Annotated in this window: 28 protein-coding genes and 1 tRNA gene; 19 read left to right on the top strand and 10 right to left on the bottom strand. The window is 64.0% G+C overall.

Annotated elements, in window-relative coordinates:
- Positions 1 to 30 precede the first annotated feature (30 nt).
- Positions 31 to 735, top strand: coding sequence for a type 1 glutamine amidotransferase domain-containing protein (locus ACEN2M_RS10460; RefSeq protein ID WP_441648055.1), 705 nt, complete (start codon positions 31 to 33; stop codon positions 733 to 735).
- Between the two features lie 106 nt (positions 736 to 841).
- On the opposite strand, the gene ACEN2M_RS10465 is transcribed toward ACEN2M_RS10460, so the two are convergent.
- Positions 842 to 1,885 (bottom strand): aminotransferase class V-fold PLP-dependent enzyme, encoded by a 1,044-nt coding sequence (locus tag ACEN2M_RS10465; RefSeq protein ID WP_441648056.1) that lies wholly within the window; start codon positions 1,883 to 1,885, stop codon positions 842 to 844.
- 120 nt (positions 1,886 to 2,005) lie between these two features.
- Between ACEN2M_RS10465 and ACEN2M_RS10470 the strand changes: the two genes are divergently transcribed.
- The 5 genes from ACEN2M_RS10470 to ACEN2M_RS10490 all read left to right on the top strand — a co-directional run bounded on the left by ACEN2M_RS10470 (position 2,006) and on the right by ACEN2M_RS10490 (position 6,073).
- Complete coding sequence (locus ACEN2M_RS10470) at positions 2,006 to 3,007, top strand: LysR family transcriptional regulator (protein ID WP_441648057.1); 1,002 nt, start codon at positions 2,006 to 2,008, stop codon at positions 3,005 to 3,007.
- Between the two features lie 12 nt (positions 3,008 to 3,019).
- Complete coding sequence (gene gltX / locus ACEN2M_RS10475; protein WP_441648058.1) at positions 3,020 to 4,540, top strand: glutamate--tRNA ligase; 1,521 nt, start codon at positions 3,020 to 3,022, stop codon at positions 4,538 to 4,540.
- On the top strand, positions 4,537 to 5,595 hold the full coding sequence (locus ACEN2M_RS10480) for an NAD(P)/FAD-dependent oxidoreductase (RefSeq protein WP_441648059.1): 1,059 nt from the start codon (positions 4,537 to 4,539) through the stop codon (positions 5,593 to 5,595). The genes gltX and ACEN2M_RS10480 overlap by 4 nt, the downstream gene beginning before the upstream one ends.
- Before the next feature lie 35 nt (positions 5,596 to 5,630).
- Positions 5,631 to 5,702, top strand: a tRNA-Gln gene (locus tag ACEN2M_RS10485).
- A gap of 155 nt (positions 5,703 to 5,857) precedes the next feature.
- Positions 5,858 to 6,073, top strand: coding sequence for a hypothetical protein (locus tag ACEN2M_RS10490; protein ID WP_441648060.1), 216 nt, complete (start codon positions 5,858 to 5,860; stop codon positions 6,071 to 6,073).
- A gap of 524 nt (positions 6,074 to 6,597) precedes the next feature.
- On the opposite strand, the gene ACEN2M_RS10495 is transcribed toward ACEN2M_RS10490, so the two are convergent.
- From ACEN2M_RS10495 to ACEN2M_RS10520, 6 genes are all read right to left on the bottom strand, one after another.
- Entirely contained in the window at positions 6,598 to 6,948 is a 351-nt protein-coding gene (locus ACEN2M_RS10495; protein ID WP_441648061.1) for a hypothetical protein, read from the bottom strand.
- 76 nt (positions 6,949 to 7,024) lie between these two features.
- A complete protein-coding gene (locus ACEN2M_RS10500; RefSeq protein WP_441648062.1) occupies positions 7,025 to 8,095 on the bottom strand; it encodes a hypothetical protein in 1,071 nt (356 codons plus the stop codon).
- 13 nt (positions 8,096 to 8,108) lie between these two features.
- Positions 8,109 to 9,866: an ankyrin repeat domain-containing protein gene (locus ACEN2M_RS10505; RefSeq protein WP_441648063.1), complete on the bottom strand. Its 1,758-nt coding sequence runs from the start codon at positions 9,864 to 9,866 to the stop codon at positions 8,109 to 8,111.
- 117 nt (positions 9,867 to 9,983) lie between these two features.
- A complete protein-coding gene (locus tag ACEN2M_RS10510; protein ID WP_441648064.1) occupies positions 9,984 to 10,478 on the bottom strand; it encodes a DUF805 domain-containing protein in 495 nt (164 codons plus the stop codon).
- Between the two features lie 212 nt (positions 10,479 to 10,690).
- On the bottom strand, positions 10,691 to 11,026 hold the full coding sequence (locus ACEN2M_RS10515) for a transcriptional regulator (RefSeq protein WP_441648065.1): 336 nt from the start codon (positions 11,024 to 11,026) through the stop codon (positions 10,691 to 10,693).
- On the bottom strand, positions 11,023 to 11,526 hold the full coding sequence (locus ACEN2M_RS10520) for a hypothetical protein (RefSeq protein WP_441648066.1): 504 nt from the start codon (positions 11,524 to 11,526) through the stop codon (positions 11,023 to 11,025). The genes ACEN2M_RS10515 and ACEN2M_RS10520 overlap by 4 nt, the downstream gene beginning before the upstream one ends.
- 267 nt (positions 11,527 to 11,793) lie before the next feature.
- Between ACEN2M_RS10520 and ACEN2M_RS10525 the strand changes: the two genes are divergently transcribed.
- The 8 genes from ACEN2M_RS10525 to ACEN2M_RS10560 all read left to right on the top strand — a co-directional run bounded on the left by ACEN2M_RS10525 (position 11,794) and on the right by ACEN2M_RS10560 (position 18,788).
- Complete coding sequence (locus tag ACEN2M_RS10525; RefSeq protein ID WP_441648067.1) at positions 11,794 to 12,132, top strand: hypothetical protein; 339 nt, start codon at positions 11,794 to 11,796, stop codon at positions 12,130 to 12,132.
- A 450-nt stretch (positions 12,133 to 12,582) separates the two neighbouring features.
- Positions 12,583 to 13,329, top strand: coding sequence for an ABC transporter ATP-binding protein (locus tag ACEN2M_RS10530; RefSeq protein ID WP_441648068.1), 747 nt, complete (start codon positions 12,583 to 12,585; stop codon positions 13,327 to 13,329).
- A 98-nt stretch (positions 13,330 to 13,427) separates the two neighbouring features.
- Positions 13,428 to 14,687: a permease gene (locus ACEN2M_RS10535; RefSeq protein ID WP_441648069.1), complete on the top strand. Its 1,260-nt coding sequence runs from the start codon at positions 13,428 to 13,430 to the stop codon at positions 14,685 to 14,687.
- 95 nt (positions 14,688 to 14,782) lie between these two features.
- Complete coding sequence (locus ACEN2M_RS10540) at positions 14,783 to 15,685, top strand: ABC transporter ATP-binding protein (RefSeq protein WP_441648070.1); 903 nt, start codon at positions 14,783 to 14,785, stop codon at positions 15,683 to 15,685.
- A gap of 30 nt (positions 15,686 to 15,715) precedes the next feature.
- Complete coding sequence (locus ACEN2M_RS10545; RefSeq protein WP_441648071.1) at positions 15,716 to 16,537, top strand: ABC transporter permease; 822 nt, start codon at positions 15,716 to 15,718, stop codon at positions 16,535 to 16,537.
- Between the two features lie 63 nt (positions 16,538 to 16,600).
- Positions 16,601 to 17,818, top strand: a complete 1,218-nt coding sequence (locus ACEN2M_RS10550; RefSeq protein WP_441648072.1) for a histidine kinase — start codon at positions 16,601 to 16,603, stop codon at positions 17,816 to 17,818.
- A complete protein-coding gene (locus ACEN2M_RS10555; RefSeq protein ID WP_441648073.1) occupies positions 17,815 to 18,507 on the top strand; it encodes a response regulator transcription factor in 693 nt (230 codons plus the stop codon). The genes ACEN2M_RS10550 and ACEN2M_RS10555 overlap by 4 nt, the downstream gene beginning before the upstream one ends.
- A gap of 11 nt (positions 18,508 to 18,518) precedes the next feature.
- Positions 18,519 to 18,788 carry a transcriptional regulator gene (locus ACEN2M_RS10560; protein WP_441648087.1) on the top strand — a complete coding sequence of 90 codons (270 nt, stop codon included), beginning with the start codon at positions 18,519 to 18,521 and terminating at the stop codon, positions 18,786 to 18,788.
- Positions 18,789 to 18,893: 105 nt separating this feature from the next.
- On the opposite strand, the gene ACEN2M_RS10565 is transcribed toward ACEN2M_RS10560, so the two are convergent.
- Positions 18,894 to 19,202, bottom strand: coding sequence for a transcriptional regulator (locus ACEN2M_RS10565; protein ID WP_441648074.1), 309 nt, complete (start codon positions 19,200 to 19,202; stop codon positions 18,894 to 18,896).
- Positions 19,192 to 19,659: a hypothetical protein gene (locus tag ACEN2M_RS10570; protein WP_441648075.1), complete on the bottom strand. Its 468-nt coding sequence runs from the start codon at positions 19,657 to 19,659 to the stop codon at positions 19,192 to 19,194. Before ACEN2M_RS10570 ends, ACEN2M_RS10565 begins: the two co-directional genes overlap by 11 nt.
- Positions 19,660 to 19,819: 160 nt before the next feature.
- On the opposite strand from ACEN2M_RS10570, the gene ACEN2M_RS10575 reads away from it, so the two are divergent.
- The 3 genes from ACEN2M_RS10575 to ACEN2M_RS10585 all read left to right on the top strand — a co-directional run bounded on the left by ACEN2M_RS10575 (position 19,820) and on the right by ACEN2M_RS10585 (position 20,809).
- Positions 19,820 to 20,017: a helix-turn-helix transcriptional regulator gene (locus ACEN2M_RS10575; RefSeq protein ID WP_441648076.1), complete on the top strand. Its 198-nt coding sequence runs from the start codon at positions 19,820 to 19,822 to the stop codon at positions 20,015 to 20,017.
- Entirely contained in the window at positions 20,004 to 20,402 is a 399-nt protein-coding gene (locus tag ACEN2M_RS10580; RefSeq protein ID WP_441648077.1) for a hypothetical protein, read from the top strand. The genes ACEN2M_RS10575 and ACEN2M_RS10580 overlap by 14 nt, the downstream gene beginning before the upstream one ends.
- Positions 20,403 to 20,509: 107 nt before the next feature.
- Entirely contained in the window at positions 20,510 to 20,809 is a 300-nt protein-coding gene (locus ACEN2M_RS10585; protein WP_441648078.1) for a hypothetical protein, read from the top strand.
- Between the two features lie 226 nt (positions 20,810 to 21,035).
- On the opposite strand, the gene ACEN2M_RS10590 is transcribed toward ACEN2M_RS10585, so the two are convergent.
- The gene (locus ACEN2M_RS10590) at positions 21,036 to 21,758 is read right to left on the bottom strand and encodes a hypothetical protein (RefSeq protein WP_441648079.1); all 723 of its coding nucleotides are present in this window, start codon (positions 21,756 to 21,758) and stop codon (positions 21,036 to 21,038) included.
- Positions 21,759 to 22,065: 307 nt separating this feature from the next.
- Here ACEN2M_RS10590 and ACEN2M_RS10595 point away from each other — a divergent pair, with 307 nt between their 5' ends.
- Complete coding sequence (locus ACEN2M_RS10595) at positions 22,066 to 22,923, top strand: hypothetical protein (protein WP_441648080.1); 858 nt, start codon at positions 22,066 to 22,068, stop codon at positions 22,921 to 22,923.
- A 95-nt stretch (positions 22,924 to 23,018) separates the two neighbouring features.
- Positions 23,019 to 23,315, top strand: coding sequence for a hypothetical protein (locus ACEN2M_RS10600; RefSeq protein ID WP_441648081.1), 297 nt, complete (start codon positions 23,019 to 23,021; stop codon positions 23,313 to 23,315).
- The last annotated feature ends 464 nt before the right edge of the window (positions 23,316 to 23,779 follow it).

A 23,779-nucleotide genomic window follows, 5' to 3' on the forward strand; every position in this document is an offset into this window, starting at 1 on the left:
ACCGATTCGCTGAATTGATCTAGGAGAACCATGACTTCCGTACTTTTTGTCGTCAGCGCCGCTGACCACTGGACCCTCAACGACGGCAGCCTGCACCCCACCGGGTACTGGGCCGAAGAGCTCGCCGAGCCGCACCGCCTCTTCACCGAGGCCGGCTGGTCGATCACCATCGCCACTCCCAAGGGGGCCGCGCCCACCGTCGATCTCGGCAGCCTGGCCCCCGGCGCCACCGGCGGCGAGGACCGCTCGGCCGAACTGCGCCGCTACCTCGAGTCGCTTCCCGCGCTGCACAGCCCGGCCTCGCTCGACGACGTGACCGCGACCGACTTCGACGTGGTCTTCTACCCGGGTGGACACGGCCCGATGGAGGACCTCGCCGTCGACACGACCAGCGGTCAGATCATGACCGACACCCTCAACTCGGGTCGCATCCTCGGTGTGCTCTGCCACGCCCCGGCCGCCCTGCTGGCCGCCGAGGCAGCCGACGGCACCTGGCCGTTCCTCGCCTACCGGATGACCGGCTTCACCGACGCCGAAGAGGCCCTCGGCGGCCTCGCCCCGAAGGCCAAGTGGCTCGTGCAGGCTCGCCTGGTGGAGCTCGGCGCCGACTTCGTCGAGGGTGCCTCCTTCGCCGAACACATTGAAATCGACCGCAATCTCTACACCGGCCAGAACCCCGCCTCCTCGGTGAAGCTCGCCACGGCCATCATCGACGCGGTGTCCGCGCAGAAGTAGCGCGCCGCAGCACCACCACCACGCAGTCTCGCGAAAGCGGTTCTGTGGTCACCTCACCATCCCGAGGCGACCACAGGGCCGCTTTCGTGCGTTTCTGTCGCGCGGATCAGGGCCGGGCGAGAGCAGCGAGCACCGCGTCCACGTCGGCGGGAGCGTTCCAGAGGTGGAACGCGACCCGGGCGCGGCCGGCCCGGCCGGAAGCGGTGATGCCGGCGGCGGTGAGTCGGGCAAGGTCGGTGCCGGCGGGGTCGGCCCACGTGACAATGGCCTGGTCCCGCGGCAGGAGACCGAGCCCGGCAGAGAGGGCATTGCCGAGGCCCGTATCGTGGGCGTACACGGCGGCCGGATCGAGCGTGCTGAAGAACTCCAGCGCCACCCGCGTGCCCACCCAGGCCGGCCAGGCCGGCGACACATCGAAGCGGCGGGCATCCGTGGCCAGGGTCATGGTGGGGCCGTAACAGGATGCCCACGGGTTCTCTCCCGCGAACCAGCCCGCCTGCACCGGGCGCAGCACCGTCGCCAGCTCGGGCGTCACGGTGAGAAAAGCCGTTCCCCGTGGTGCGCCGAGCCACTTGTAGGCGTGGCAGATGGTGGCATCGAAGTCACCGGCGTTTACGGGCAGCCAGCCGGTGGCCTGCGTGGTGTCGCAGAGCGTGAAGGCTCCCACGGCGGTGGCGGCGGCGCGGATGGCCGGCGCATCCGCGATCTCACCGGTGGCGGACTGCACGAGCGAGAACGCGACCAGCCAGGTGCGCTCGGTGAGGGAGCTCGCCAGCTCGGCCACCGGCACGTGGCGCACCGTGATGCCGCGGTGCTCCTGCTGCAGGAAGGGGAAGACCATGGACGTGAAGTCACCGTCGACACAGACGACCTCGCGACCGACGGGCACGGAGGCGGCCAGCACGGCCGCCATCACCGAGGCCTGCGACCCGATCGCCACCCGGTCGACGCCCACCCCGACCAGGCCGGCATAGAGGGCCCGGGACCGGTCGATCTCCACCTGGTAGTGCGCGGGGGAGGCCAGGCCGCTGCCCCAGGTGTCGGCGTCGTCGTGCAGCGCCCGTACGGTCGCGGTGGTGGGGAGTCCGGAGGTGCACGCGGCCAGGTATCGGGTGGCCGTGGGGGAGTAGGCGGCCCGCGCCTCAGCCATCGTCAGTGGCGTACGAGTGGGGACAACGGTGGATCGCATCTACCCAGCGTCACGCCCGATCACCTATTCGGCAATGCCCAGTGCCCGATCAGTTTGATAACCAGTCGTTATGATTCGAGAATGGCCGAGAATATTCACCGTGCACTGGACGTAGATTCGCACGCACTGCGCATCGTGCACCGCATCAACGAACTCGGCTCCATCACGGCCGCCGCCCGGTCGCTCGGCTACAGCCAGCCCGCGGTGAGCCAGCACCTCAAACGGCTCGAGGCCCGGCTGGGCCTGCCTCTGGTGGCCAAGGCCGGCCGCGGCGTGCGGCTCACCGAGGCCGGCCGCATCCTGGCCCGGCATGCGGCCACCGTGACCCAGGCGCTGGATGCCGCGGCGGGCGAACTCAGCGACCTGGCCGGCCTCCGCAGCGGCCGGGTGACCCTCGCCGCCTTTCCGTCCGCGTCCGCCACTGTCATCCCCACCCTGCTGCGCGGGCTTTCCCAACGGCACCCCGGGGTGCAACTGAACTACCTCGAGGCCGAACCGCCGGAGGCCGTGCGGGCGGTGCGCGACCAGGCCGCCGACCTCGCCATCACGTTCAGCTACACGGGTGACCAGGCCGACCCGCACCGGCAGAGCGCCCAGGGACTCACGGTTGTGCCGCTTTGGCGCGATGAGATGCTCGTTGTGGTGCCGCGCGAGCACCCGTTGGCCGGACAGGACCGCATCGACCTGGCCCTGCTGGCCGGTGAACCGTGGATCGGTGGTTGCCCGCGCTGCCGGGCCCACCTGCTCGACCTCGCCGCCCGGAGCGCCTTCACCCCGAGCATCTCGTACGAGACCGACAACGTCGTGGCCGTGTTCGGCATGGTCGCGGCGGGCCTGGGCGTGGCGCTCGTGCCCGCGCTGGCCATCGCCGCCTCACCGCTGCCGGCCGGGATCGTCGCCCGGCCAACGGCGAGCGGCGATTTCCGCACGATTCACCTGGTGGGAACCGAGGGCGCGGAGTCGATTCCGGCCGTGGCGGCCACCATTCGGGCCATCGGCGAGATCGACGCGGCGCCCTGGTCGCTGGTCGAGGCCGGTCGGGCCCCGATGCCGCACACCCCGGTCGCGGCGCACGCTCGGTAGGATGACAGCAGTATGTCAACTACAACAGCGCACCCGTTCTCGACCGCAACCGGCACTGATGTGCGGGTGCGGTTCTGCCCCTCGCCCACCGGAACGCCGCACGTCGGCCTGATCCGCACGGCCCTGTTCAACTGGGCCTACGCCCGGCACACCGGGGGTAAGTTCATTTTCCGGGTGGAGGACACCGACGCCGCCCGCGACAGCGAGGAGAGCTTCACCCAGCTTCTCGAGGCAATGCGCTGGCTGCGCCTGGACTGGGACGAGGGCATCGAGGCCGGCGGACCGCACGAGCCGTACCGCCAGTCCCAGCGCTACGACATCTACCGCGACGTGATCGCCAAGCTCACCGAATCCGGCCACATCTACGAGAGCTTCGCCACCGGCGAGGAGATCGCCGAGCGCAACATCAAGCTCGGCCGCGACGCCAAACTCGGCTACGACAACTACGAGCGCGACCTCACTGACGAGCAGAAGGCCGCCTTTCGCGCCGAGGGCCGCGAGCCCGCGCTCCGGCTCAAGGTGCCCGACACCGAGCTCTCCTTCGACGACCTGGTGCGCGGTGAGATCACCTTCCCGGCCGGCTCGTTCAGCGACTTCGTCGTGGTGCGGCCCAACGGGCACCCGCTCTACCCGTTCGTGAACCCCGTCGACGACGCGCTCATGGGCGTCACCCACGTGCTGCGCGGCGAAGACCTGCTCTCCTCCACGCCGCGCCAGATCGCGCTGTACCACGCGCTGATCGACATCGGCCTCACCACCTTCGTGCCGCGCTTCGGCCACCTGCCCTACGTGATGGGCGAGAAGAACAAGAAGCTGTCCAAGCGCGACCCCGAGTCCAACCTGTTCCTGCACCGCGAGCGCGGCTTCATCCCCGAGGGCCTGGTCAACTACCTGTCCCTCTTGGGCTGGTCGCTCACGCACGACCGCGACGTGTTCTCGATCGAAGAGATGATCGCCGCATTCGACGTTGTCGACGTGAACCCCAACCCCGCCCGCTTCGACCTCAAGAAGGCCGAATCGCTCAACGGCGACCACATCCGGCTGCTCGACCCGGCCGACTTCGCTGCCCGCGTGGTGCCGTACCTGGTGAACGCCGGAATTGTCACCGAGCCGCTCAGCGACGACGAGCAGGCCATCCTCACCGCCGCCGCCCCGCTCGTGCAGGAGCGCATCGCCCTCCTCGGCGAGACGCCCGACATGCTTGGCTTCCTCTTCCAGAGCGCCGACAAGCTCGAGCACCAGGCGGATGCGCTCAAGTCGCTTCCGCAGAACGCCGGCGAGATCCTCGCGGCCTCCACGGCGGCGCTCCGCGACATTCCCGAGGCGGACTGGACCCACGAGCTCGTGCACAGCACCCTGACCACCACGCTGATCGACGGCCTCGGCCTCAAGCCGCGGGTGGCGTTCGGTCCCCTGCGGGTGGCCGTGTCGGGTCGCAAGATCTCGCCGCCGCTCTTCGAGTCCATGGAGATCCTCGGCCAGGCCGATTCGCTGGCCCGGCTGGATCGGCTCGCGGCAACCCTGGTGTCATGAGCCCGGATGGTTCACTGAGCGCCGGTGCCGGCAGCGAATCCGCTGCCGGTGCCGCTGCTGATACCGCCGCGGCGCCCTACGACGTCGTCATCATCGGCGCCGGGCCGGCCGGCCTCGCCGCGGGCTTGAGCCTCGTGCGGGCCCGCCGCCGCACCCTCATGATCGACAGTAACCGGCCCCGGCACTCCGCCACCTTGCGCTCGCACGGCTTCATCACCCGCGACGGCGTGCCGCCGCTGGAGCTGCGCCGCATCGGCCGCGAGGAGTACGAGGCCTACCCGGCGGCCGAGTTCCACGCGGGGCTGGTTCGCACGATCGAGCAGGTGCCCGAAGCTGACGCGGCCGATGCCGCCGCGGCGCGGTTCACCGTCTCCACCAAGGGCATGCGCGGTGAGAAGAACCGGGTGGTCACCGCCCGCACCGTGCTCATCGCCACGGGCCTGGCCGAGACGCTGCCGGCGCTGCCGAGCATCCGCGCCTGGTACGGCACCAACCTGCACAGTTGCATCGCCTGCGACGGCTACGAAGAGGCCGATCGCGCCCTCGCCCTGATCGGCGAGACCGACGACCTCGCCGAGCACGCCCTGCTTATCTCGCAGTGGACCGACGACCTGATCGTCTTCACCAACGGCATTGGCCAGATCAGTGACACCGATGAATCTGCTCTGGCCGCGCGCGGCATCCGCGTCGACCGCCGCCCGCTCACGGACGTCGTGGGGGAGCGCGGTGCCATGACCGGTATCCAGGTCGCCGACGGCGACTTCGTGCCCAGAGCGGGCGGTTTCGTGCGTCCCCGCTATCAGGCTGCGGCCGCCTTCGCGGGCGCGCTCAACCCGGTCACGGATGCCGATGGCCTGATCCTTGTCGACCCGCAGGGCCGCACCTCGGTGCCGGGCCTCTACGCTGCGGGCGACACCACCCCTCCCGGCCCCGAGCAGCTTCTGGTGTCGGCCGGCGAGGGCGCCCGTGCCGCGGTTGCCATCAACCGCGAACTGCTCGGCCCGCTCACGACACACCCGCCGCTCAATTTGGCTGGTCGACCCGGAGTGGGATAGAGTTACTTTTCGGCGCGGTCCTCGGACATCGCCATTGGGGTATGGTGTAATTGGCAACACGGATGATTCTGGTTCATTTGTTCTTGGTTCGAGTCCAGGTACCCCAGCAGTAACAGGCGCAGGATTCCGCGGCGAAACAGCCCATCGCCCCTCCTCCCGACCCCCGAAACTTTTAACGCGAGAGCAGGAGGGCGACCCTCGGACCTACCTGCTGGTATCTGTGCGCTGCCAGAAGGACGGCTGTCACGAACTTGGGGAAGCGGTGTATTACATCGATCCTCGGCTGCCACAGGTCGGCATGATCGGTCTCTTCGGTGCGCTGCGTTGGGACCCAACAGAGTCGCACGTCACCGCGATCTGCCCGAAGTGCGTCTTGTATATCGCCACACCGCTACAGAGCATCAGCCGCGACCGACTCGAGAACGTCTTCGCTGAGATGGTGGCCGACGGCTCAGAAGAATCTACCGTGACGGGATAATCGACCATGTCACGGTCGTCAACGACACCACGATCACCAAGAAATATGCTCAACCAGTGGATTCGTGGGTATCGCGAATACGCCCGAAGATTACTTGACAGCATCATTATTGTCCGCGACATCTCGCTGATCTTAGGTTATCGAGTTGGTGCCTGGTCAGGACTTCGGCCCGGCGGGAACCCGTCGCCCGTGGCTTGTGGCTGTTAGCGCTTTCTGGCGGCGTTTTGTGGTCGCTATTTGGCACATCGACTTGGTTGGCCGCGTTGACGCATCCCAAACGGTCGTCTGTAGCGAAGGAATGAGCAGATTGCGTGAGTGTCGGTTCTCGACGTCAGTGCGGTCCGTGTCGGTTGGTGTGCGCTTGGCAGCGCGCAAGGAGATTGGCGCGGTGTTCGATAGCGGTCTGGGCGCACTCGGTAACGCTGCCCCCTTGCTGTTCGCAGTGGTCACGTCGGGGTCAGGGCGAGCAAACAGCACGTCATAGAACGGGGCCAGAGTTTCGTCGGGGAACTTGAACGTCCGGCTCAGTGTTTGCAGCGGCGTGCCCCCTGGCTGCCGCTGTCGGCGTTGATATCCGCGCCTTCATCGAGCAGGCGGGCGGTTAGGGGAGCTTCAGCGGCGAAATCGTGCGCCGTTGCACTCAGCGACACGTGCAACGCGTTCACCTGGCTATCGGTCGCAGCACTGGCGTGGGCACCGTCATCGAGCAGCCGCGTGGCGATCGCGACCCGGCTAGCGGGATCGCCGTTGCACAGAGCCCGCGTGAGCAGCGTCGTTCCGTCCTTTTCCGCCCAGGTTGCTAGCGACGGTTCGTAGTCGGTGAGAAAGTCGGTTCTGTTCTTGGTGGCAGAGAAGTAGACGTGGGGGTAAACCATAGCTTCGACGCTATTGATGATTCGGGACGGTTGCAAGGATAATTCCTATCGTCGGCACCGCTTCGAGCTGAATCACTCAGCCGGAGATGAGCCCTCCTAGCACCGGGCGACGGGCCCATCGTGTTCGCAGTCGCTGCACCGTCGTCAAAGCGTCGGCGCGTGTGGCTACGACGGCGGTGGCGTAGGTCGGGGACTCGACGAACCATGGCTCGATCATGAATATGTCGTCGTGCCAGAGAAAGCCGAGATCTATCATCGAGTCGTTGATGATCTCCGCGAACTCAGCGGCGAGGGCGTCCAGCGCCTGCCTCGACATGATTAGACCGGCGGGTTCGACGCGGTCAAGCACCGCACTGAAGTCGTGCCAGCAGTCCTCGAATGCACGTGACCAGGCAGGGTTCGTCCAGACAACGTCCACGAGCCCGCTCTCCGGGACTACGACGTCGCGTGCGGCAGCGTAGGCGAGTCCACGCCATCCGACCAGCACAGAACTGGTCACCTCAAAAACGAGGCGACTGACGGAGCGATGGCCTTGGTACGTGGCGACGGCACCGTCGAGGTTGGCCTGAAGGCCAGCGATGATTGTGGCCGGTTTCCACAGCGGCTCGCCGCGGCGGAACGTATCATCGACGCTGATTTCTGCCCGGTACTCCTCGATGATTGCCGCGGCGCCGCCTACGAGGTTGAGATCGCGGAAGCTCGCGCTCGGGTCGGGCTGGTAGACCTGTTGGTTCTGATGCATAACGACGTGCTGTGCTTCGTGCACGAGCACGCGCTTGGCGATCAGGTCGTTGACCTCGGTCTGGTCCCGATCAAGATCATTGCGAAAGTAATGCGCGTGGAGCAGTACAACGGCGCGGCCGTCGGGCAGCCGAAGCGTCTTCCCTGCTGAAAGTTCCGCACCGTGCTGGACCGCATGGATTCCAGCGGCGTCCACTTCGGGAGCCCAGCGGGCCACCGAACCGGCCATGTACCCAGTCACTACTAGCTGCACCCGTGAGGGATGGGGAACGGAGCGTTCGAGGTAGGCCCAGCACCACGCAAGCGTCTTCGGCACCGACGGGGGCGTGAGCGTGACATCGACCAGGTCAAGATCGACCCCTTCGATGAAAAGCTCGACCAGCGGCTGACGTGCGCCTCCCGTCATCCGATCGCCCCAGTCACGGGCTGGAGAGCCAGGTTCGCCAGGGAGTGTCCGGGGAGATACGCGCTGCGACGTCATCGAGCTTGTCCGCCAATTTCTCCCACCGCGGCTGTGCTCCGAAGTACTCGTGCAATCCAGTCACGAAGGCGCGCGCTTCCTCCAGCTGATCGTGATAGAGGTACCAACCGAAGACGCCCTCATAATCGGTGAGCTTCCTCCGAGAGAGATAGTCGACGGCATACGCCGTTGTCGTCATCTCGTTCATACGGCGGAGCAACGCGTCGAGGCCGCGCACCGCTGCAGCCGTGATGTCGTCCGGGTCGGATGTCTGCGTGACGGTGATTGCCTCATCGAGGCTCGCATCAACGTGGTTGGGGCGGAGAAAAACGCTACTAAGACGTCCCCCAACGTCCAATGGCACGGAGCGTCCAAGGACTTGGTCGAGCATCGGCAACAAGATCTTGCCGTTGAGGTACATCAGACCCTGAGCCTCACCAAATTTCGCTCGCTGGACCTCGACAATCTGGAGCGTCTCACCGACCGAACGCTGATATTCGGGCCCCGGTCCCTGGAAGCCCTGCTCCCTGAGATACGGCCTCAACTTGGTGCGCTCAACATCGCTGACGATATCCGAAGGGCTCATGATGATCAACCGTACGGAAGCCGAGTCGGTGCGGTGCTTAGAGAGTGGGATCGGCACCGTATTCGATGAGACCCACGCCACGGCTGCTTGTTGCAACTCTGCGACCGTCCGCGGTGAATCCGGCGTGTGCGTGCCTGTGCTGAGCTGTCGTGAGTTCTTTCGGACGCGCGCGAGGTCGGTATCGTCTAGTGGAATACCAAGGGCGAGTAGGGTAGGCAGCTGCGCCAGCATGGTGCGGTAGCGCTCATCCCAGTTGACGCCGCCCATCTCCAATAGCTCGTTGCCGATCCTGCCGCTAATGCGGATCACTTCGCCTTGCACGCTAGAGGCCTGCCCAGATTCTGGAACGAGAGCATTCCACAATGTGCGATACTGAGCCGCCCAACTAGCACGGGGCACAAGAATCTTCCCGGAGGGCTCCGCGGCCGGGTCACGGGACGCGCCGTCGAGTTCGAAAAGACGTTCCAGCGGGGCATATGCAGCGGCTCGTCTGTCCGCGTGGGCACGAGCACTGCCCGGTTCGACTGCTCTGACCTCTCGCCCTAGTAGCGCGATCGCTTCACGCATTTCGGGTGTGATCCTGGCGCCGGCTGTTACTAGTGGTGCCACGACACCGGCAAGGGTGTCGAGGGTGCGCAGATTAGCTCGTGCGATTACTCGTTCGAGGGCGGTGTGACCCTGACCGTCGATGGCATCTGCCTCGGCGCCGAACTCGAGTAGCGTTTCCACCGCGGCGCCCGCGCCCCGGAAGGCCGCGATGTGCAGGGGCGTGAACTCTCCGCCGATGGCCGATGGACTACGCCGATGGATGTCTGCGCCCAGGGTGATCAGCAATCGCACCTTGCCGGGGTGGTGCTGCGATATCTCCGGGTAGGTCGCGCTGGCATCTGCCTGGGCGAACAACGCGCTGACTCCCTGGGCGTCGGGTTGGTTGACGTCGAGTCCTTGTCGGACAAGCCACTCTATTAAGCCGTTGGGAGTCAGTGCCCAAAACAGCGGTGTGCGCTTCGCCCGATCGCCGCCCTGGTAGGCGTCGAGGAGGTGGTCGTCGTAAACGGCGACGAGCTCATCGAGAGACGCCGTGCTCATCGAGTGGAAGAAGTCTTTTGGAAGCACACGCTTCTTTGCCATCAGTTTGGCTCCTTTTCGTCGGTGCGTGTTTGACGCGAGCGCCGGGCTCGGCGCGGGCGTCGTTTGGTGCGGGCGAAGCGATTCCCGGGGTGTGTGGTTCCGCCGGGGACTTCGGTGCTAGCGGTCGAAGCGGGCGCCAGCAGGGTTTGGGGACAAAAGGGTCAGCACCAATACGACGAGAGGGCCGAAGAAGGGGATGAGGTTTAGCAGGATGAACCAGCCCGAGAGGTCCGCGTCGTGGAGCCGCCGGACACCGAGCGCCAGGCCGGGAATGAACGTGCCCACAAACCACAGAGCGAGAAGCGTACCGATCAGACCGGCGCCGACGCTCACGTCGTCACGGAGCGGGGCATCGCTCGTTGCGCTTTGGACGACCAGCATGAGGACGCTGCCTCCGAAGAACACGATGACATTGAGCAGCGCGACCCACCAATACTCGCTACGGCTGGAGCGACCTGAGAAACCCGCGTACCGCGTGAGATAGCGTCGGGCAGCGCGCACAGGATTGGTCCCTCGCTGCGGAGCACCCATCGAGCTGCCGTCGACACGATCGTGAGAGCCGGCCGAGAACGCGGAGGTATCGGATCCTAGGGGAGCGGGTGTGTGGGTCATATGGACAAAGTACTGTCGACGGTGGGTTGTCACGATGGGGACGACTACCCATTTCATGGGATCAGGCGCTCGGATGGGGACAGGGAGTCCCGCAGTGGCTTTCATGCTCGACACGAGATCGACACACGCCCGTCCAGGCGTGAGTTCCTTCAACCTGATCTTGATCGAGGTCGTTGCGGAATCGATGATCGGCTGCTGGGCAGGGAGCAGATTCAATCGGAAGTGTCGCCGGCTTCACCCGTGCCCTCAGCAATTTGGGAGAGTGCGGCCAAATGACCTTCCAGGGCCGCTCTTCCTTTTTCCGTGAGCCCGACCCAAGTGAGTTTTCGGGCATCTGTGCGCTCAGGCGAACTCTCTTTCCGCATCGAAACGAGGCCGGCATCGCTGAGCACCTTCAGGTTCTTGGACAGGTTGGCATCACTGAGTCCAAGGGTGTCTCGGATAACGGCGTACTCCAGTTCGGAAATGCGCCGCGTCAGCGCGCAGATCCGTAAACGCACTGGCGAATGAATAACCTCATTGAAGAGGGGACCTGAAGCGGGAATCATCTGTTCGTAGTGCTATTTCCGGCAATGTCATTTCGAAGTGCATTGTCATATCGGCGCGCGAGCAGGATCGTCGCCGTGAAAGCAAGCGCTGCCGGTATCAGCCCCCACCACGGGCTGAGACCCACGAACTTGATGACCATGTTGGCGATCATGCCTAAGACCAACACTCCCACCGTGATCAGCACGATGCGCTTGCTGCGCGGGCCAGCCGGCTGACCGATAGAAATTCCGTATCGACGAGCGTACGTGATGGTGAGTACAGGAACCGCGATAAATCCGAGAGCTAATAGAATGCCCGATACCGCCACCGGCAACGCCTGTGATCCCACGAGCAGCGCCACGATGACGCCCATTATCAAGTGATACCCCCAGGGTGTGACCAATCGTTCTGAGAGTGCCGAGCCATCGTCCTCGAGATGAGAGAGCATTTCGCGTGCTTCCAACGGCGAGGGCAAACCCTGTGGATCGGTTGCGTCATTGCGGGACGAATCATTTTCCATAATGGCAACCATACACATGGCTTGCCAAATTGGAAACGCAATGATTGGCGCATCGTTTTGGCATTAGGCCCGATTCAGGCGGAAGCCGCATCACCATTCATCGTGAAAGGCGGGGTTGGCCGTGTTCACTTTTCGCGACGAGAACGACTACCTGGTTGGCCGAGGACCACCACAAGCCGCGACTTGGCCGTCCAAACCGCGACTGTTGAGCGTTCCATGCGCGCGTCATCCGTGTGGGACACGAAAAGCCCCTCATAGACTGAGGCGATGTCTTACTCCGTTATTCATAATGATGACGTGCAGGCTGGTCGCGGACCCCACCCAGCAGCCAGTCCCTTTGACAAGCGCATTAGCGAGAGCTTGAATTTGCGGGGATTTGAGATGTACAAGGTGGAGCTTCCTCCGGGTGCGACCACGGAGCTCCACAATCATCTCGATGACAGTGTCGAAGATGCGTATGCCATCGTCCGAGGGGGCGGCTGGGTCGTCGTAGACGGTGAAGAAATCGCGGTCTCTGCGGGGCATTTTGTTGCCGTCACTGAAGAGTCGACTCGATTCATCAAGGCCGGTGACGGTGGTTGTGACCTAATCGCCGTTTGTGCATAGCCAAGTCAAGATTCTGCTTGCCGGGCTCCACCGAGCCCGAGTTGCTTGCGCGCCCGTTCAGGGGTGTCCAGACTCGTCCGCAGGTCTGTGGCCACGCCGGCCTCCCGCGCGACGTCGCTGTCGAGGCGCACGTCTTTCAGTGGGTTGTTGAGGGCGAACGACGCCGGACAGCTGCCCTCGAGCATGGCTGTGCTCGTGACGTGCGCGTAGACGGATTCCGATTGGCCTCCGGTAATGGGCCTCAAACAATTATCGGCGAAGTCCGCTATCCGTTTTCGCACTGAGGCGAGCTGCAGCAACCGATCACTAACGCCATGGCGGCAGGACCGCCAGAGGTTCGCAACCCCGCGTCAGGAGCTCGAAGGTGGGTTGGTGACGCGGGGTTGGTCCGGTGGGGAATCAACCCCTGGTTGGCATCGCCCGTGCCCTTGTCTTCATTAGCGTCTGACCATGAGCGTTGACCCTTCTTCTGCCGCTGCCCCAGACGCGCGACAGCAGCCCTCCGCCGAGTGGGAACCCCGATTGTCTGCCCGCGGTGTGGGTGTCCGTTACGGTGAGACAGTCGCGCTGGACGGCGTCGATCTGGTTGTCCGCGACGGTGAGTCGGTGGCGGTCATGGGGCCGTCGGGATCGGGTAAGAGCACGCTGCTGCATGCGCTGGCGGGGATTATCAGCCCAGACGAGGGAACGGTGACACTACGCACACGTGGCGGAGTCCGAGAGCTGGGCGGGTTGTCGGATGCAGCGCGCTCAGGGGTGCGCCTCCGGGAGTACGGCTTTGTCTTCCAGCAGGGCATGCTGATCCCCGAACTCACGGCGGTGGAGAACGTGGCGATTCCTCTGCTCCTGACAGGCACGGGGAAGAGCGCAGCGATGGAGCGCGCAACACTACTTCTGGGTGAACTTGGTCTGGCTGGTCTGGAGGGCCGCAGGATTGGCCAGCTTTCGGGCGGGCAGGCCCAGCGCGTGGCAATCGCTCGTGCTCGCGCCACGGACGCTCGAGTTGTCTTTGCCGACGAGCCGACCGGCTCACTGGACTCGAGGACGGCATCCGAAGTATTGAATGTCCTGCTTGCGGAGACCACGGCGCAGGGACGAGCGTTGGTGATGGTGACGCACGACGAGGCCGTGGCGAGTCGGTGCTCACGGATCATTCGGCTGAAGGACGGTCGCATCGTCGAAAGCGGAACGCGATGAGGACCCTAGCGAACCTTCGGCTGCCGGCGTTGTGGTTGCTGGTAAGGCCGGCCCGCGCCGATCTCTCGAGCACGGCGCTGCCGGTTCTTGCATTCGCCGTGATCTCTGCCGTGGCCCTGAGCGTGGTCGCGCTGGCGCGGGCGTACTGGAACGCCCCGGACCCTGAGGGATTCGGGCAATACAGGATCCTCGCGGCGGGGATGCTGGCGGTGCTGGTGGTGCCCGTTGGTACGCTCGGCGGCGCCGCGGCGCGTCTGTCCACGCGTCGCCGCGAGGACCGACTCGCGACGTTGCGGTTGTTGGGAGCCTCTTCGTCGTGGGTGCGAGGAGTCGCGCTTGTTGAAGCGGGACTCGTTGCAGCCGGGGGAGCGCTCGTGGGGCTGCTGTTGTATTCGCCCCTGCCGCCCCTCCTCTCGTTCGTTAGCGTTGCGGGCACCCCGCTGGGGTCGGAGGGGGTAGGGCTGGCCTTGCCGCTCGTCGCGGTGCTTCTGCTCGCCGTCGTGGTGGTCGCTGTAGTGAGCGCCGGCGCGAGCTTGAGACTTGTTCTGATTTCCCCGCTCGGTGTGCGCATGCGCCAGAGCGCGCCGCGGATGCACTGGTTGCGCGTAGCGATCGCGGGGTTCGTTGTGGGCGGTGCTGTGCTCGTGCTGCAGCTGGCGTCGGTTGGTTGGGGGGCCGTGGGTGTCACCGCGGCACTGGTCGTGGTGCTCATCGTGGTGATGGCTGTGCTGAACTTGCTGGGACCCTATCTCGTGGGCCGTCTGGCCCAACGCAGGCTCGTGCGGTCTGGCGACGCCGGGACGCTGATTGCCATGCGTGGTGTGCTCGAGTCGCCGCAGGCGGCGTGGCGGCAGGTGTCCGGGGTGGCATTGGCCAGTTTCATCGCTGTGCCTGCCGGTTCCGTGCTGGGATTTCTGGCCACCGTGCTGCGACTCTCGGACGTTGTGACGCCCGAGCAGATTCTGTTCTTCGGAGACATACGCGTGGTCGTGGTGGTGGCCGTTGCGGTGTCGTACCTGCTCGTGGCGTGCTCGGTGGGCGTCACCCAGGCGGCCGCGGTGATGGAGCGCCGAGCCCTGTACGTGAGCCTTGACCGGTTGGGCATGCCGTTTTCTGCAATGACCCGGTCGAGGCGCCTGTCGGTGAGTACTCCGCTGCTGGTGGCGGCTGTGGTGCCGGCCCTCATCGCCGCACTGCTCGTGGTCCCTGTCTTGGGAGTTTCGGTCGTCACCGCACCTTTGTTCATTGTTACGGTTGCAGGCTGCATTGCTGTGGGTGTCGTGCTGGTCCAGCTCGGCGTCGTGGGGACCACCCCCGTCTTGCGGAGAGTGTTGGCGCAGCCGGATCGCGCACTGTAAGAGCACCAGTTCAACCCCTGGTTGGCATCCATCCGCACACGCCCGTCCGTAGCGTCGAGACCACGAGGCAATAGCTATGAGAAGGAGCCGACGCCATGACAATCGAAGTTGAGGGTCTGACCAAGACGTATGGGGACAAGCACGCGGTGCGGAACGTGAGCTTCACGGTCCAGCCGGGCAAGGTCACGGGATTCCTGGGACCAAACGGGGCAGGTAAGTCCACCACGATGCGATCGATCGTAGGTCTGGACCGCCCCACGTCCGGCCGCGCGCTCATCGACGGGACTGAATATCGAGCGTTCGCGGCGCCGCTGCGCGAGGTGGGTGCTTTGCTCGACGCGAAGGCAGCGCACAGGTCCCGCACAGCGCTGAACTACCTGGCTTCGATCGCGGCAACACATCGGATACCACGCTCACGAGTCGACGAAGTTCTCGAGGCGACGGGTCTCAGCGCGGTGGCCCGGAAGAAGGTCGGCGGGTTCTCTCTCGGTATGGGTCAGCGCCTGGGCATCGCCGCGGCGCTGCTGGGTGACCCGGGAACGCTCATCCTCGACGAGCCGGTCAACGGCTTAGACCCCGAAGGGGTGACCTGGGTCCGTGAGCTGCTGGTGCGGCTAGCGGCCGAGGGAAGAACAGTCTTCCTCTCCTCGCACCTACTGAGTGAGCTCGCGCTCATCGCAGACCATGTGATCATCATCGGCCGCGGCGAGATCATTGCGGACTCTCCCATCAACTCACTCACCGAGCAGGGTGGCAGCCGCGTCCGCGTGCGCACGGCTGACGCACACACTCTCACTCGCCGGATCGCGGCCACTGGCGTGGCTATTGCCTCGAGCGAGCTGGGCCTGTTGGAAGTGAAAGGCCTGACCGCCGAGCAGATCGCCCGTGCCGCCCACGAAGCAGGGGTGCTGCTGACCGAGTTGACGCCCCTGCGGCAGACCCTTGAAGAGGCCTACAACCAACTCACCCGCGACTCCGTCGAGTACATCTCGGCCTGATCTCGCTTCTTCCATGAAAGGACCATCCTTATGAGCACCACCACCGACACCGTCCCAGTGCCCGTTGTGCGCCGCTTCTCGGTACGCAATGTCAGCCTGGGAGGCACGATCGGCTCCGAATGGATCAAATTCCGTGGGCTGGCCTCGAACCACGTCCTCGCCGGATTCACGCTCCTTCTCTTGCTGGCCAATGGGGTTGCTATGCCCTGGGCCTACGTCTTCCGCGACCGCGGCTCACCCCAGGCGGACTACAACGCGTATCCCGAGATGGTCGTGGATAAGACCGGCTACGTCGGCATCGTCCTCGCCGTGCTCGCGGTGCTGATGATCACGAACGAGTACCGCTCGGGCCAAATCAGCACAACGCTGCTGTCGGTTCCGCGCCGGACGTCGGTGCTGGTTGCGAAAGCCGCAATCATCGCCGGGATCTCCTTCGTCATTGGCGCGGTCAGCTCCGCCATCGGGTTCGCCGTCGCGCCGGCCATCCTTGCCGTAGGTGGGTACAGTTACGTGTTACAAACGCCCGACCTGGTCCGGTTGGTCCTCGGTTCCGGCATGTACCTGGCCGCGATCAGCATCATCGGTATCGCCCTTGGCACCATCATCCGCAACGTTGTCGCCGCGGTGCTGGCGACGATCGTATTCCTCCAGATAGTGCCCGCGATCCCGCAGATGTTCTCCGAGTACGGCACAGAGATCACACGCTTCTTCCCGATCCAGGCAGGATCTCTGCTCCTCGCGCCCGCCGGCACGGACCCGATGGGTCCGTGGACCGGCTACGCCGTTTTGCTCACATGGGCGCTGGTGCTGTTCGTTGTCGCGGCGATCATGCTCAAACGCCGCGACGCGTGAACGCGGTCGCGAGCGGGCACGCGGGAGAATGAGAGCACAGCTCGGGATGGAGGTCGCAGGGCTATGACTGTTCGTGCAGCGCCGCCGGTAGTGGATGCCGCGGAGGTCGACCGCGTGCTCGGCACGAGGCTGCTGCGCTGGTTGACCGCTCATCCGAGGATGGTCGATGGGTTCGTCGCCTTCGTGTGTCTGTTGGTCCAAACGCTTGTGCTCGTGCTCCCAGGTGCGCAGTCACTCTGGCCGGGCCTGGTCCTGGTGATCCTTTCGGGTGGGCTGCTGCTGTGGCGGCGGCGGTACCCGCGGGCGATCCTCGTCGCACTGGTGCTGGTGAGCTCGGCGGGCATGCTCCTGCCGAGTCCGGTCGTGCTGCTGGGGCTGCCCGCAGCCGTCGCGCTCTACACGCTGGCCTCCTTAGGGCCCATGGGGACCGCGCTGCTGGGCTACGCGGTCGTCGTGGGTTTGCCCGCCGCGGGGGCTCTACTGCTGTTTGTGGCGACGGGAGCGACCCATGCGCCGTCGGTGCTCGACCCCTTGGCGCTGCTCGCTCTGGCTCTGGGTATCGCCGCCCGCGGTGCGACGCAGCGCCGAGAGGCTCTCACGGAACTGGTGAACCAACGGCTCACCACGGCGCGGGTCGTGGAGCGGCAACGGATCGCCGCGGAAATGCACGACATCGTCGCTCACTCGCTCTCGACGATGATCGCCCTCGCCGACGGGGCATCGAACGGCTGGCAGAAGCATCCCGTGCGGTCAGCCCTGGCGCTGAGCAAACTGGGCGATGTCGGACGGAGCGCGCTGGCCGATATGAACATCGTCCTGCAGGTGCTCCGCGAGGAAGACGTGGTGCTGGATGAGAGCCTGCACCGCTCGGGACACAACGTCCCGAGTCTGGAGGAGGTCGTCGAAGTCTTCCGCAACACGGGCATGCCCGTCACGCTCACCCGCTCCGGCAAAGCGATGCCCGAGAATCCCGCGCTGTCGACGACGGTGTACAGGATCGTCCAAGAGTCGCTCACCAACGTGCTGCGCTATGCCACAGGATCCACCCGAGTGGAGGTCAGCATTGACGTCAAAGGCAGCACTGTTACGGTGCAGGTCACCGACGACGGGCGCACCGACCCCCACGCGGGCCAAGCCCCGAGCCAGGGCAGTGGTCGGGGGCTGCGGGGTATCGCAGCGCGCAGCGCGGCGTACGGCGGAATGAGCACAGCAGGCCCGCGCCCGGGCGGGGGCTGGACGACGAGGGCAACCCTGGTGGTCGACGAGGCAGCATATACATGACCGCGACCGGTACACAGAAAATCAGGGTTCTCTTGGTAGACGACCAGGAGCTCGTTCTGATGGGTAACGCGCTGACCCTGGACTCTACCGACGACATCGAAGTCGTCGGCAAGGCAGCCACCGGGGAGGAAGCAATCCGCCGCGCCCGGGACCTTAAACCCGACGTCGTGCTCATGGACGTGCGGATGCCCGGAATGGGCGGCATCGAAGCAACCAGGATCATCACCACCGTGCACCCAACCACGCGGGTGCTCGTGCTCACCACCTTCGACATCGACGAATACGCGTTCGGCGGCCTCGCCGCTGGCGCCAGCGCCTTCCTACTCAAGAGCACCCCGACCGACCGGCTACGGGAGGCCGTAAGGACGGTCCATGCAGGCGAGGCCGTGGTCGGGCCCAGAATCACCAAGCAGCTAATAGACCACTACGCCTCCGGCGGAACGCTGCATGACCACCGGGGAGTCGCAGAGAAAGCCGACCCGCTGGATCACCTCAGTCCGCGCGAGCTCGACGTTTTCGCCTGCATCGTGTCTGGACTCTCGAACAGCGAGATCTGCGACACGCTCCACCTCTCGCCAGCCACGGTGAAGACCCACGTCAATCGCATCTTTTCCAAGTTGCACCTGCGCGACAGGGTCCATGCTGTGATCCTGGGACATGAACTGCGAGGGCGTCGACGGGTGCGGTAGCTGATATTTGCCTGAAGGCAGAGAGACGAGACGGCGCCCTCGCGTTCAAGCAGATGCGGGACACGGTCGAGGTGACAAATTCAGCTCCGAGCAAGCAGGTGGCGGCTCTGGAATCCGCCGGGTACCTCTCCGTGGGGATGTCGTTCACAGGAACGATGCCGCGCATCTCTGCGCGGCCTAGAGAACCAACTGCAACGCTGCGGAAATCACCCGCGAACCGCCCACCTGAAGCATCATGTCGAAACCGGTGCGGCTGGCACCCAGGTCGTTCAACGTTCTAGCGATGGGCACGCAGCTGCAGCGCGGATCCGTGTGAGCTTGGTGTTGATGAGTCCAGGGTTTACGGCCGCTGACCTCTGGCTGGGTCCGCGAGGTGCTCGAGCAGTTCATGGGTGGGCGATAGCGCGCAGGGCGGCGACGTGACGCGAGAATGCTGCTCGTCCTGCCGGGGTGAGGCGCAGCCAGACGCGGCGCCGACCGGCGCGGGTCGCGTGCAGTTGCTCGACGTACCCAGCAGAAGTCAGAGCGGCGATTTGCTTGCTCAGCGCAGAGTCGCTCACTTCTAATTGGTCCCGAAGGACAGCGAATTCTTCCTTCACCACTGGCTGCAGGAGCGCGCAAATGCGTAAGCGGGGGAGGGGATGGATAGTCGGATCGAGGCCCGTTTCTACCTCGGTGTCTCGTTCACTTGACACGAGCGCTGACCGTCCGAGCCCAGCACCTATCGATCAGCGGACCCCCGACGGTAGCCACGATGAAGAGTAGCGCGGCAACCAGAGGCGGGAGCCACCACCAGCCATGCTCGTTATAGAGCGCTGTATTCAGGCCGCCCAGTGTACCGGCGAGAACGGCGAACCCCAGAAGCGGCAGCCACATAGTCCCAGTCAATTTGATGTTCCGGACCGCGGTGGGCTGTTTCCAAGCGGCAAAGACAACGATGACGACGAGCATCGCGGGCACCAGGAGAAACGTGACAACCGCAGGCCAGCTGCTGGTCAGGGGAATCAAGGCGTACACGGCGAGAAAAAGGCCCACCATTATCCAGTAGCGACGCGGGCGCTGCAGACTCGCAACGTTCGCTTCCCGAACGTCGTTTAGTGCTCTCAGTGCATCGTGTGCTTGCTGGCGCCAAGCGCGCTCTTGGTTTTCCATACGGGAAAGTGTAGTGCTGATTTTCCTTACTGGAATGTCAGCCTGGCGATGGCGTCCGCAAGGCACTCCCACTTCGACAGGATCGAGTCAGGAGACCCTGAAATGCGGACTTATGACAAGCCCGCTTGACACGAGACGAATGGTAAAGCAGGCTTGTCATATGGAATCCCAGGTTAGAGCAAGGCGTCAAGCCGCGGGTCTCTCCCAGGCCGCCCTTGGTGAGGCGTTGGGGGTTTCTCGCCAGACCATCAACGCCATCGAGACAGGGCGTTATGATCCGTCGCTCAGTCTTGCTGTTCGTCTAGCCCGTTACTTCGAGTCCACCGTTGAGGAAGTGTTCCACGTTGAAGACCACTAAGCGATTGCCCCTCTCGACCGTCAATATCGCCTTGGCCGGCACGCTCCTCGCGGGAGCGATCGCGACCGCGCTAGCGCACAACTGGTTCGCCTCGTTTGTCTTCGTCGCCGGCGGTGTTGCAGGCGTCGGTGCTGCGCTTTACGCGCGGCGCCCGTCCTCTCGGGACATCACCCGACTGAACGCCATCGAGTACCGCGACGAACGAGACCGCCTCCTCGCCAAGCAGGGTTTTGCCGCAGTCGGCGCCGCCGCCTTGATCCTCTCCTTCCTTGAGTTTGTGCTGGCCCTAATTTTCAACCAGATAGTCGACCTGGCCGCCGCACAGGTCGTCATCTTGTGCATCGTGTGGGCCATTGCCAACTCGATTGCCGTGCGGCGCAGCTAGAATATCCGCGTATGAAACGAGGAGCGCACCGTCGGTACCGACGAGCACTAACAAGCCCGAATAACGCGGTACCGCATATAGCGACAAACCGAAGCAGTGCCCGCCGGATGCTTGCCGTGGGCACGCCGGACGACCTCATGCGAATGCGCTCCGGCGGGGCGACCGTCTCCTTCGTCATGACCGAACCCACGGAGATCGGCACGCTCCGACAGCATCTGGGCACTCACGAAACTGGCATGCGTCCCACCGGGGCGGGTGCCCGCGTGCTGGTCCGCACTGATGATCCCGATGGTGTCGTTCGCAAACTCACTCTCGACCAAGCGTTGCGCGCGCAGGATTTCCACGTGCAGCTCCGCACGCTCGAAGACGTCTATACCGAGCTCGCTGGAGATGAGCCCCATCACTGAACCGCAGGACGGCACATGGGTGGGCTGACATGAGTGCTGTGGATCGGCGCCCGCCCCGATCGGCGTTCTTTGAGCTGAGCGGCGCCAGCACTAGGGAGCTAGTGCGCAACAAGAAGGGACCGTTCTCGATCCTGTTAATGGTCGGTTTCGTCAGCTGCGCCCGCGTGGGACAGTTTTTCGCATCGCCGGCGCAAATAGCCCAGGCAGGCCGCCGCCTATCAGGCGCTCATCGGGATACCGCTTCGTCGAAGTCGTTTCCAGAGATGTTAACGCGAAGGGAGTGGTTCTTATCCCTGTGACAGACCGCCATGGACTCCCAATCGGTGACCGTTCGCTTCTTGTGTGCTCCCTTACTGTCATAGAAATCAACCCACTTCGCAGGCACCTGCTGGAAGCGCAGATTCGTGTCTGTGCACTGGGGGCAACGCATCGCGAGTCGAAGTGAGTATGGGTAGGTCCGGCCACCTTCTTCCTTGATTCCCGCCCACGCGCGGAGAACCCACCATTTTGGCAGTCGTAGCACGTTCCGACTGAGGAACCGAAAATACGTCAATCCGAATACTCCAACCGCCACGGTGAGGAGCGAGCCCAGTAGCCACCAGTGGACCGAGGGCGGGCTGCCCATCAGGGTGTTGTCAGTGCCGGCCGTCGCGATGTCGACGAGCTGTTTTACCGAGAATCCTCCGGTGACAAACCCGAGAAGAGTGGTTAGCCCGGACACTGTTCCGATGAGGGACGCCGGGGTCGGTATCCTCGTTTTCTTTGGGATGTTGAAGGTGTGTTGCGGTTCTTCCTTGGTCGCAAAAGACGTGACAACGATGCCGTGATTGTCACCGGTGAAACTCACGCCGCCAGAGGCAGCGTACGGGGCACCAACGTCACCGCTCGCTTGGATTTGCTGGTTGTTGTTTTCGTTGCTGTTGTCACCGTTGCGCTGGGACTGCTGCACGTATGCTCCTTGACTCGTTCGAGAAAATGCCGCTCATCGCTGGGCGCTCCTCAGAAATGAGCGTCAAGCTGCGGGGTGAGTCGCTGCCTTCAGCTGTCCGTGGGAAGTTCCGGACCACTAAACAAACATACAGGTTTGTATGTTGTGCCTGTTTGCTGTTAGCGTCGCTGTCGTTAGCAATTTGAATCGCTGCGAATATGCACTGGGGCGGCATTCTTCGTCCCGTTTTGGGGGAAAAGTGAAGAGAGCAAGTCTCACGTACGCAGGGGCAACAACCGCCCTAGCGCTCGTAGCAGGTATTTGCCTCGTGGGTTCGCCAGCCGTCGCCGCGCCGATGGTTGCGCTGCCAAACAGCAGCGGCATCACCGTTTCTGACGTTGACGAGAATGCTATTGCTGACCTGGTTGCGAAGGTCGCGCCCCTGCAGGGTGCCGTGATCCCGAGCACAACTGCCGGGGCTTTATCGACGAATCCCGCGGATTCGGTCACGATTCCGGGTGAGGATGGGGCGAGTCTCGGCGTCCGTCTGCCGTCAGAGGTCACAGTCGGTGAGTCGGCAATTTCCTCCGATGGCACAGTCGTCTATGGGGGCATCGGCGATGAAGCCGTAGACGTGGCGGTGCAGGCGCTCGATAGTGGTGCGGTGCGCATTCAGACCATCATCAATGCCCCGTCGAGCCCACACGAGTTCAGCTACGGGCTGGAAGACGGATTTCAGGTTGCTGAAGCCGCAGATGGATCGATTTGGGCAGTTGGATTCACGGAGGCAGGCGACTTCCAGGCCTATAGCGTAGGCAAAGCCTGGGCACGTGACGCTAACGGAGCCGAGGTCGACACTCACTACGAATTGCGCGGCAGCGAGCTTACGCAGGTCGTATCTCCGACTGAAGCAACGGTCTACCCCATCGTGGCTGACCCGACCTGGCAGTGGTACAACGCAGCATACGGCGCAGGGCTCAGCAAGTCCGAAACGCGCGATGCGGCCGGCCAGAGTCTGGGAGGATTCTGCAGCGTGCTTCCCTCGGCAGTTAGGACGGTATGCAAGGGATTTGCCTCGTACTGGCGCATCCAGGCTCAGCAAGCTCGAGACGCGGGTGGTTGTGTCTTCTACGCGGCGGCGCCGGCTCCCCTCGCGATGCGTTGGGTGTCTCCGGAGTGCCGATAGGGTCGACGGATGCGGTTTAGTCAAGTGCGCGGATGCGAGAGGGAATGATGAATACAGTATTTGTTGGCATTGTGGGACTGTGCGTAGGAGTCCTGATGGCTCATTCCTGGATTCCTCGTGCCCAGATCGTTCCGCTGGTTAGTTCAACGGTAGTTGCGGCTTTTGTTGCTGTGGCACTTGCCCAGTCGGATGCTAACTACATCGACCTTGGGTCGGTTTTCACTCTTGGCGTGATCATCGGTGCTTGCCTCTACGGTGCGGCGCTTTGGAAGCAACTGGGGCTCAGGGAGTTCTACTCCTATTGGGAGTTGATCTGGATGAGTATTCTTCGCCCGGGCTATCTTCGAGCGTCGTACAAACAATCGACGGAGAAAGCACGCTCCGGAGCTTAGGCTCGGGGGATGAGTTAAGCGCCAACTGATTCGCCACAAGAAGGAAGGTGGGGTGCATGTCGCCCCACCTTCTTTCGTTGTGGCAGACGGTGCCCTGGAACTTCCTTCTGTGTGGCATTTCTTCTTGGGCGGCCAGCTAGCCCCGCCAGGCCACATCCGTTCCCTGCTCTATGGCTCGAACTTCAACGACGCCCAAGGTGACCCAGATGTTCCCCACAGCTTGATTGTCGATCGACCGTTGCAGCTCTCAAAGCACTACGGCAGCGTCACCACTATTGTCTTCGCCGCAGGAGCAGACGAAGAGGTGAGAGGCACGCTTGCTCCACTCATACCCGTTCGTTTCGTGGAACACCATTCGTGCGGCCTCGGGGCGTGACGCCTAATGCCTGTCAATGGCCATTAGGAACTGCCCGTAGGCGGCCAGCAGAATTGCCCGCTGGTGGCCATGGAAACTGCCCACTCAT

It is taken from the genome of Cryobacterium sp. W22_MBD10_FK3 (genome assembly GCF_052113745.1).
Lineage (GTDB): Bacteria > Actinomycetota > Actinomycetes > Actinomycetales > Microbacteriaceae > Cryobacterium.